The following is a 5,635-nucleotide window of genomic DNA, read 5'->3' on the forward strand; positions in this document are numbered from 1 at the left end:
GGCCGGGTTCACCCCTCACCCGCTGGCGCTGGACCTGGCCTTCTACCTGGCCTGCCTCGCCTATGCGGTGGCCACGGCCTTCACGGCGGAGTTCTACGGATTCCGGATGTGGGGCGCCTTCGCCTCGGCCGGGTACGGCCTGGCCGCGCTGCACACGGGCTGGCTGCTCACCCGGCGTCGGGAACCGGGGAAACGAACGGACTTCCTGCGGTCACGCCGGGCCGGGCTCGCCGCGATCGGCGTCTTCGCCCTGCTGGTGCCGCTGGCGGTGCTGGTGGTGCGCAGGCTGACCGGGGTGGACTGGCTGATCACCCCGTTCTCCTGGGCGGCGCAACCCGAGGTGTGGGTGATCGAGCGCTCCGCGAGCCTGCTGCTGCACCACGGCACGCCCTATGTGGACGTCACCGCGCTCGGCAGGCCCCCGGTGGTCAACGACTACACACCCTACGGGCCGGTGATGGCACTGTTCGGCCTGCCGCGGGCGCTGTTCGGCGGCACGGCGGCCGGGAACGCGCTGACCGACGCCCGCCTGGTGTTCGCGGCCACCGCGGTCGGGTGCGCCTGGCTCACGCTCCGGCTCCTGGGCAGGCCGCGGGTGCCGGTCCGCGCGGCCCAGCTCGCGATGGCCTGCCCGCTGACCGCGCTCACCTGGTCGGTGGCCGGGCCGGACCTGGCGATCCTCGGCCTGCTGCTGGTCGCCGGCGCACTGGCCGCGACGGACCGCCCGGTCGCCTCCGCGATCATGCTCGGGCTGGTGGTCAGCGCGAAGCTCATCGTGGCACCGGCGCTGGTGGTGCTCGCCATGCTGGTCCTGACCCGGCTCGGCGGGCGTGCGCTGGCCCGCTTCGCCGCCGCCTTCCTGGCCGCGGCGGCACTGCTCAACGTGCCCGTGCTGCTGGTCGACCCGGGCGCCTTCGTCGAGCACGTGCTGAAGTTCCCGGCGGGTCTCGGGGTGGTGACCTCGCCGGCGGCCAGCCCGCTTCCCGGCTACCTGCTCGCGAGCACGGGCCCGGCCGGGAAGGCGAGCGCCTTCCTGCTGCTCGGCGCGGCGGCGGTGGCGATACTCGTCTGGCTGGTGCGCCGTCCGCCTGCCACCGGCTCGGCGGCCATGCTCGCGATCGCGGCCGGGCTGGGCGCGTTCACACTTCTCACGCCGGCCACCCGGTACGGGTATCTCGTGTACCCGCTCGTGCTGCTCGGTGCGATGCTGTGTTTTCGCCGGGCGGAAGCCTTACCGGCTCCCGTGCCGGGTTTTACTTCTTCTTCACGCGGGTAGCGCCACCGCGCCCGCGCAACTGCACACCCGATTCGGAAAGTACGCGGTGCACAAAACCGTACGAGCGTCCGGTCGACTCCGCGAGGGCGCGAATACTGGCACCCTTCTCGTATTTCTTCTTCAGGTCAGCGGCCAGCTTGTCACGCGTGTTCCCGGTGATCCGCGCGCCCTTCTTCAGGTCAGCCACGTCATCCCGCCTTCCTCCACGACAGTGTTTCGGAGCCCGTCAGGCCCTGCACACGCAATGATCGAACACGGCGCGCCGGATTGCCAGACGAGGAGCGAAAAACCCTGCCGCTGAGCGGTAATTTTGGGCCGTAAGTTGGTTGTCTAACCCAACTAAAGACTCGGGCGCTTTGTTTACCTCATGCCAACTGCACGAGTTCCAGGTAATCGGCGGACCAGTGGTCTTCGGTCCCGTCCGGCAGCAGGATCACCCGCTCGGGTTCCAGTGCCTCGACCGCGCCCGGGTCGTGCGTGACGAGCACGACCGCACCGGTGTAACTGCGCAGCGCGTCGAGCACCTGCGCGCGGCTGGCCGGGTCCAGGTTGTTGGTCGGCTCGTCCAGCAGCAGCACGTTCGCCGCGCTGGACACCAGGCCGGCCAGCGCCAGCCGGGTCTTCTCACCACCGGAAAGGGTGCCAGCGGACTGGTCGAGCTGCTCGCCGGTGAACAGGAAGGAGCCCAGCAGGTTCCGCAGTTCCTGTGCGCCGGTGTCCGGGGCGAGGTGCCGGATGTTCTCCCACACGCTCGCCTCGTGATCCAGCGTTTCGTGCTCCTGCGCGTAATAGCCCAGGCGCAAACCGTGCCCGGGAACGACTTCCCCGATGTCCGGCTTCTCCATCCCGCCCAGCAGGCGCAGCAGCGTCGTCTTGCCCGCGCCGTTGAGCCCCAGCACCACGACCTTGGAACCGCGGTCGATGGCGAGGTCCACGCCGGTGAAGATCTCCAGCGAACCGTACGATTTGGACAGATCCGTGGCGGTGAGCGGGGTGCGGCCGCACGGGGCGGGCGCGGGGAACTTGATGTGCGCCACCTTGTCCGCGTGCCGCGTCTCGTCGAGATTCGCCAGCATCTGCTCGGCGCGGCGGGCCATGTTCTTCGCGGCGACCGCCTTGGTGGCCTTCGCCCCCAGCTTCGCGGCCTGCTGCTGCAGCGCGGCGGCCTTCTTCTCCGCGTTCGCGCGTTCCCGGCGGCGGCGCTTCTCGTCGGTCGCCCGCGCCTCCAGGTAACGCTGCCAGTTCATGTTGTAGTGGTCGAGCTCGCCGCGCGTCGCGTCGAGGAACCACACCTTGTTGACCACCTCGTCGAGCAGTTCGACGTCGTGGCTGATCACCACGAGCCCGCCGTCGTGCGCCTTGAGGAAGCCGCGCAGCCAGTTGATCGAGTCGGCGTCCAGGTGGTTCGTCGGCTCGTCGAGCAGCAGGATGGTGTCCGACCGGCCGGTGGCCCCGGCGTCGGAGGCGGCGAACAGGATGCGTGCCAGTTCCACGCGGCGCCGCTGCCCGCCGGAGAGGGTGCTCAGCGGCTGCGCGAGGACGCGTTCGGCCAGGCCGAGGTTCGCGCAGATCCGGGCCGCCTCGCTCTCGGCGGCGTATCCCCCGAGCGCTGCGAACCGCTCCTCCAGCCTGCCGTAGCGGCGGACAGCCTTGTCCCGCGCCGCTTCGTCGACGAGTTCGGACATGGCGGTCTGCGCCTTTTCCATGTCGCGCAGCAGGGCGTCGAGGCCGCGTGCCGACAGCACGCGGTCCTTCGCGGTGACCGAGAGATCGCCCTCCCGGGGGTCCTGCGGCAGGTAACCGATCTCGCTGGCGTGACGGACCTCGCCCGCGTAGGGCTGGCCCTCGCGCGCGAGCACCTTCAGCGTCGTGGTCTTGCCCGCGCCGTTGCGCCCGACGAGCCCGATGCGATCGCCGGGCTGGATGCGGAGGGTGGTGTCGGCGAGCAGGATGCGCGAACCGGCGCGCAGTTCCAGGCCGGTGGCCGTGATCAAGAGAACTCCCGAGGACGGGGGTGGACGAGGGGGCTGCGACGACGGCCGGCGGCGGTGCGCGCACACGGCCCGCGCGGCTACTCCAGGAGAACATCCACGAAGCCAGTGTAGTGGGCCCGGCCGGGTCACCCCGGCCTGACCACGATCTCCACCGCCCTGGCCCGTTCCGCCGCCTCGTCCAGCACCGCCCGCCTCGGCTCCGAGATGTCCAGGATCCGGGGCAGTGCAAGGGAAAACACCGGTTCCAGCCGACGGTCCGCGCGCAGCTCGTCCAGGGCCCGCCGGTCACCGCCGAGCACCACGGCGTCGAGTTCGGGCAGCCGGGGACCGAGCACCTCGAGCGCGTCGTCGGCGGCCTCGCGCAGGGCCTGGCGCGCCTGCCCCTCGCGGCGACGCGCGAACCGCTGCTGCGACCAGCCGCCCGCGGCGGACCGCCCGTGCACGTGGTGCCGGTCGGTGCGCGACACGGTCACCTTGCCGCCTTCCGCGACCCCGATGCTGTGCGCACCCAACCGCACCAGCAGGAGGCCGACCCGGCGCGGCCGTTTGGCGTGCAGCACCAGGCGGACCGTCGGCGGGCCGCCGCCCGCCAGGGGCGGGAAGGGCACCGCCACCGTCGCGGTGGTGCCGTTGCCCGCGGTCACCACGACCTCCTCCGCCGTGGCGGCGGTCTCCCGGATGCCGTCGTTGCGCGCGGCGAACCGGTCGAACCAGCCCGCCAGCCGCTCCGGCGCCACCTCCACCACGCGGCCCCCGCCTGCCGCCGTCCGGACCTTGCTCACAGCACGAACGAATCCGACCAGGGCTGCGACGACCGGCCCGAAAGCGCGTCGAGCAGCGACACCGCCTGCTTGTCGGTCAGCGAAGCCACGAAATCGATCACGGCGCGGCCGCGGGCCAGGCCCCGCACCGCGTCCGCCCCGCTCACCGGCTCGCCGGTGGCCCCGACGAGCAGTGCGGGCGCGTCGGCGGCCAGCCGGGCGTACTCGGCGTGCGCGAGTTCGACGAGGTCGTGCAGCCGCCGGGGCAGCCGGGACGCCTCGTCCCGGTCCCCCAGCCACGCGTCGAGCGCGTCGACCAGCGTGGTCAGCAGGCTCGCCTGCCCCCGCTGGTGCAACGCCAGTTCCGGCCGCAACAGCACGAACTGGCGGTGCACGAACTTGAGCACCTGCACCTCGTGCCACTGCTCCTGGCGCAGCGCGACGTGCCCCGACCGGCTGCCCGGCTCCTCGAGCACCACCACCCCGCCCACCAGCCGCGAGGTCCAGTGCGCGGAGAAGGCCGCAGTGGTCTGCTCGGCCTCGATCGAGCCGTCGAACCCGCTGGCCAGCAGCCCGTCGACGAGCTCGGCGCGCACCCGGGATACGGCCTGCGCGAAGGCGTCGTCGTCGACGATCCACGCGTCGCGGACGTGCATCCGGCGGCGCAGCAGCTCCAGCGACCGGCCCGGCCGCCGGGCCTCCGCGGCCAGTTCGGCGGCGTCGAGCGCGGCCAGATCCAGCGCATGCGCGAGCCAGGACCCCAGCTCGGCGGCCACCGGGGCGTACTGCAGGACCCCGATGCGGTGGAAGTCCTGCAGGTCGTGGATGGCGTAGGCGATGTCGTCGGCGGTGTCCATCACCGAGGCCTCGACGGTCTGCTGCCAGTCCTCGAGCCGCCCGGCGAACGGCGCCCGCGCCTGCAGCAGATCGTCCAGCTCGGTGCTGTAGGCGGAAAACTTGCTCGACCCGGTGCCCGGGAGGTCGGCGGGTTCGGCGGCCCCGCGCGGCGGATTCGGCATCGCCGCCGGATGCGGCTGGGGCCAGTGCAGCCGGGCCCACGGATACTTGAGCACGGCCGCGCGGACCGCGGCGGTCAGGTCGAGGCCGACCACCGAAGGACCGCGCACGTCGGTGGTGGTCAGGATGCGGAAGGACTGCGCGTTGCCCTCGAAACCGTCCGCGAGCCCGAACCGGTGGCGCGCGATGCGGTCGAGCACTCCCTCACCGAGATGCCCGAACGGCGGATGGCCCAGATCGTGGGCGAGCGCGGCCGCCTCGGCCACGTCCGGGTCGAGCCCGCCGAGTTTGGCGGTCAGCTCCGCCGTGCCCGGCGAGGCGAGCAGCCGCTCGGCGACGGCCCTGGCCACCTGTGCCACCTTGAGGCTGTGCGTGAGGCGGTTGTGCAGCAGGCCGGACCCGGCCGCGCTGACCACCTGCGTGACTCCGCCCAGCCGCGCGAAGAACGGCGACACCACGATTCTCTCGCGGTCGGCTCGGAACGGGTTGTCGGCGAGGTCCGGCCAGCCTGTCACACCGGCGGGGGGCTCGTCCCTGCGCAGTGCCCGGGGATCGCGTTCCATGGGGGTAACCGTATCCGTACGGGA

5 protein-coding genes are annotated in these 5,635 nt (G+C 72.2%); 1 reads left to right on the plus strand and 4 read right to left on the minus strand.

The window, feature by feature from the left end:
- Positions 1-22: 22 nt before the first annotated feature.
- A complete protein-coding gene (locus FNH05_RS30625) occupies positions 23-1,276 on the plus strand; it encodes a glycosyltransferase 87 family protein (protein WP_246128029.1) in 1,254 nt (417 codons plus the stop codon).
- On the opposite strand, the gene FNH05_RS30630 is transcribed toward FNH05_RS30625, so the two are convergent.
- The 4 genes from FNH05_RS30630 to FNH05_RS30645 all read right to left on the minus strand — a co-directional run bounded on the left by FNH05_RS30630 (position 1,254) and on the right by FNH05_RS30645 (position 5,611).
- On the minus strand, positions 1,254-1,463 hold the full coding sequence (locus FNH05_RS30630) for a helix-turn-helix domain-containing protein (protein ID WP_005437638.1): 210 nt from the start codon (positions 1,461-1,463) through the stop codon (positions 1,254-1,256). The genes FNH05_RS30625 and FNH05_RS30630 overlap by 23 nt on opposite strands.
- Positions 1,464-1,641: 178 nt before the next feature.
- Positions 1,642-3,270 (minus strand): ABC-F family ATP-binding cassette domain-containing protein, encoded by a 1,629-nt coding sequence (locus tag FNH05_RS30635; RefSeq protein ID WP_144592336.1) that lies wholly within the window; start codon positions 3,268-3,270, stop codon positions 1,642-1,644.
- Positions 3,271-3,395: 125 nt separating this feature from the next.
- The gene (locus FNH05_RS30640; RefSeq protein WP_144592337.1) at positions 3,396-4,052 is read right to left on the minus strand and encodes an acVLRF1 family peptidyl-tRNA hydrolase; all 657 of its coding nucleotides are present in this window, start codon (positions 4,050-4,052) and stop codon (positions 3,396-3,398) included.
- A complete protein-coding gene (locus FNH05_RS30645; RefSeq protein WP_144592338.1) occupies positions 4,049-5,611 on the minus strand; it encodes a deoxyguanosinetriphosphate triphosphohydrolase family protein in 1,563 nt (520 codons plus the stop codon). The genes FNH05_RS30640 and FNH05_RS30645 overlap by 4 nt, the downstream gene beginning before the upstream one ends.
- Positions 5,612-5,635: the final 24 nt, after the last annotated feature.

Origin of the sequence: Amycolatopsis rhizosphaerae, assembly GCF_007713715.1 — a bacterium.
Lineage (GTDB): Bacteria > Actinomycetota > Actinomycetes > Mycobacteriales > Pseudonocardiaceae > Amycolatopsis_E > Amycolatopsis_E rhizosphaerae.

Coding starts and splice junctions, on each gene's coding strand:
- FNH05_RS30645 (WP_144592338.1), bottom strand. CDS start 5,611: ATGGAACGCGATCCCCGGGCACTGCGCAGGGACGAGCCCCCCGCCGGT.